Below are 2,950 nucleotides of genomic sequence, written 5' to 3' on the forward strand. Positions count from 1 at the left end.
CCGTCAAGGTCCCCACGTGGTGGGCCAGGGCGCGGAGGGACGGATACTGGTAGACGTCCCTCACCCGCATCGCCACCCCCATCTGTTTCTTCAGGCGTGCGACCACCCGCAACGCGAGCAGCGAGTGTCCGCCCAGTGCGAAGAAGTCGTCGTCCGCGCCGACCCGTTCGCGCCCGAGGACCTCGCCCCAGACCTCGGCGATGAGGGTCTCGACCTCGCCTTCCGGGGCGAGGTGCCCGTCGGGGAGGGGGTCGGAGAGGACGGTGTCGCTGGGCTCCGGCAGGGCCGCGAGGTCGGTCTTGCCGTTGACGGTCAGCGGCATGGCGTCGAGGCGCATGTACGCCGTGGGGACCATGTAGGGCGGCAGCGCGGCGGCCAGGTGCTCGCGCAGCGCGTCGGTGCCGGGAGAAGTGCCCTCCGCCGGGACGTAGTGGGCGACGAGCCGGTCCCCGGCCTCCGCGTCGTGGTGGACGGTGACGGCGGCGGACCGGACGTCCGGGTGCCCGGCGAGGAGGTGCTCGATCTCGCCCGGCTCCACGCGGTAGCCGCGGATCTTGATCTGGCGGTCGGTCCGGCCGAGGTGGGCGAGTGTGCCGTCGGGCAGGCGGCGCACCTTGTCCCCGGTGCGGTACATGCGCTCGCCGCGGGCGGAGGGGTCCGCGACGAAGCGCTGTGCCGTGAGCGCGGCCCTGCCGACGTAGCCGTGCGCGAGGCCCGGTCCCGAGAGGTAGAGCTCGCCCTCCGTGCCGTCGGGGAGCTCCGCGAGGTCCTCGCCGAGCACGCGGGCGACGACGCCCGGCAGCGGGCGGCCGATGTGCGGTGCGTCGCCCTCGATCCAGGCGGTCGTGGCGTCGACGGTGCACTCGGTCGGGCCGTAGAGGTTGACGGCCTCCACCTCGCCGCGCCGCCGCGCGGCGGCGAGCTCCTGCCAGGTGGCCGGGGGCACGGGTTCGCCGCCCATGAAGAGCCGCAGGGTCCGTCCGTCGGCCGTGGGGGTGAGCAGGCTGTCGCGGAGGAACTCCCAGTGGGAGGGCGTCAGGTCCAGGTCGTCGACGGCATGCGTGTCGAGCAGCTCCCGCAGGCGCGCGGGGTCCGTGCGCTCGGTCTCGCCGACGATCACGACCGTGTCGCCCCGGCACACGCGCGCCCACTGCTGCACGGACGCGTCGAAGGAGACGCTGGCGTTCCAGGCGACGACGCGGGGGTCGGTGTCGTAGGCACCGGCCAGTTCCAGGCCGGTGATGAGACAGGCCACTCCCCCGCGGGTGGTCTGGACCCCCTTCGGGGCGCCGGTGGAGCCGGAGGTGAAGATGACGTACGCGGGGTCGGCCGGGGCGACCTTGATGAACCCGGCGAGGCCCTCCGCGGTGCTGCGCCAGGCGTCCGCGTCGTTCAGCGGGAGGATCTCGACGCCCGCGGGCCAGGCGGTCCCGGCCCCGGGGTCGGCGAGGACGGTGCGGACCCGGGCCTGCCGCACCATGTACGCGAGGCGGTCCTGGGGGTGGGCGGGGTCGAGCGGTACGTAGGCGGCGCCCGCCCGCCATACCGCGAGCAGCGCGACCAGGAGACCGGCGCTCCGGGGCAGGCTCACGCCGACGCGGTGGCCCGGCCCGATGCCTCGGGCCCGGAGGAGGGCGGCGACGCGGGCCGTACGGCGGTCGAGCTCGGCGAAGTCGACGTGGGTGGTGCCGTCCACGACGGCGAGCCGCCCCGGGACGTCCGCCACGGTCTGCCGGAAGCGGGCCAGGGGGTCGAGGAGCCGGGTGGGGCCGCTCTCCCCGTACGCGGCGCGCGCGGCGCCGTCGGCGGTGGTGCCGGTGCGGGTGTCGTCCGTGGTGCTCATGCCGTCGCCCGCCTCACCTGTGCCGCGGGTGCCACGGTCGGGGAGCAGTCGGCGAGGTCGACGGGGCTGCCCATGGCGACGACGATCTTCCGGTCGCCGCGGAAGGGGTCACGGCCGTGACTGGTGAGGATGTTGTCGACGAGGAGGACGTCGCCGGTCTGCCAGGTGCGGCGTACGGTGGCCGCTTCGTACGCGGCGTTGACGAGGTCGAGTTCCTCGCGGGTGAAGGGCAGGTCGTCGGCGAAGTCGGTCTCGAAGGGCAGGCCGTCGGGGCCGAATTCGTCGGTCAGCGCCTCCCTGAGCTCTTCGTCGAGGGACCAGGAGCTCCAGAACGCGAGGTGGTTGAACCAGACCTCGTCACCGGTGGCCGGGTGCCGGACGATGCCGGGGCGCAGCTGGGCGGTGCGCAGGGTCCCGTCGTCGCCCCACGCGCAGGAGACGAGGTTGTCGGCGCAGTACTTCTCGACCTCGGCGCGGTCGGTGGTGGCGAAGGCGTTCTGCCAGCTGACCGAGATGTGCTCCGAGTAGTGGCGGGTGAGCGCCCAGCCGTGCGCGCGCATGCGCTCGACCAGTCCGGCGGGGAGGCGGCGCAGGACCTCGCGGCAGTCGGCGACGGGGGTGGCGCCGCCTTCCGCCGGGGCGGTCAGGCAGGCGAACAGCAGCAGGCCAGGGAAGGTGAGGGTGTAGCTGTTCTCGTTGTGCATGCGGATGGGCTGGGAGGGCGGCAGGTCGGTGGACGAGTAGACGTCGTCGCCGAAGCTGCTGCGCGGGGTGGCCTTCTCGCGGTACGGGGTCCGCTGGGGCATCAGGACGTCCCGTACACGGGCGAAGTCCTCGACGCTACGGACGGGCAGCCCGCGGAAGTAGAGGGCACCGTGCTCGCGGAGCCTGTCGCGCAGTTCGGTGCCGAGGCCGGAGAGCCAGGCGCAGGCTTCCTCGACGGTGTCGAAGCGCGGTACGTCGGTGGTGGCGGGCTTCCCCTCGGCGAGTCGCCAGGTGGGGGTGGCGGAATCGCCCGGGTTCGTGGCGCCGGGAGACGTTGTCATCTCTCCTTGGTCCTTTTCTGAGTCGTCGTGAGGCGAGCGGAGGCGAGTGGAGGAGGGGCTG

The 2,950-nt window shown here is 73.6% G+C and carries 2 protein-coding genes; both read right to left on the reverse strand.

Annotated elements, in window-relative coordinates:
* Nucleotides 1–1,843 (reverse strand): non-ribosomal peptide synthetase (locus K6I34_RS34720; protein ID WP_229332024.1); only part of this gene is annotated, 1,843 nt, incomplete at its 3' end.
* The gene (locus K6I34_RS34725; protein ID WP_229332025.1) at nucleotides 1,840–2,889 is read right to left on the reverse strand and encodes a TauD/TfdA family dioxygenase; all 1,050 of its coding nucleotides are present in this window, start codon (nucleotides 2,887–2,889) and stop codon (nucleotides 1,840–1,842) included. The genes K6I34_RS34720 and K6I34_RS34725, both read right to left, overlap by 4 nt.
* Nucleotides 2,890–2,950: the final 61 nt, after the last annotated feature.

Origin of the sequence: Streptomyces sp. UNOC14_S4 (assembly GCF_020740835.1) — a bacterium.
Taxonomy (GTDB): domain Bacteria; phylum Actinomycetota; class Actinomycetes; order Streptomycetales; family Streptomycetaceae; genus Streptomyces.

Coding starts and splice junctions, on each gene's coding strand:
- K6I34_RS34725 (WP_229332025.1), bottom strand. CDS start 2,889: ATGACAACGTCTCCCGGCGCCACGAACCCGGGCGATTCCGCCACCCCC.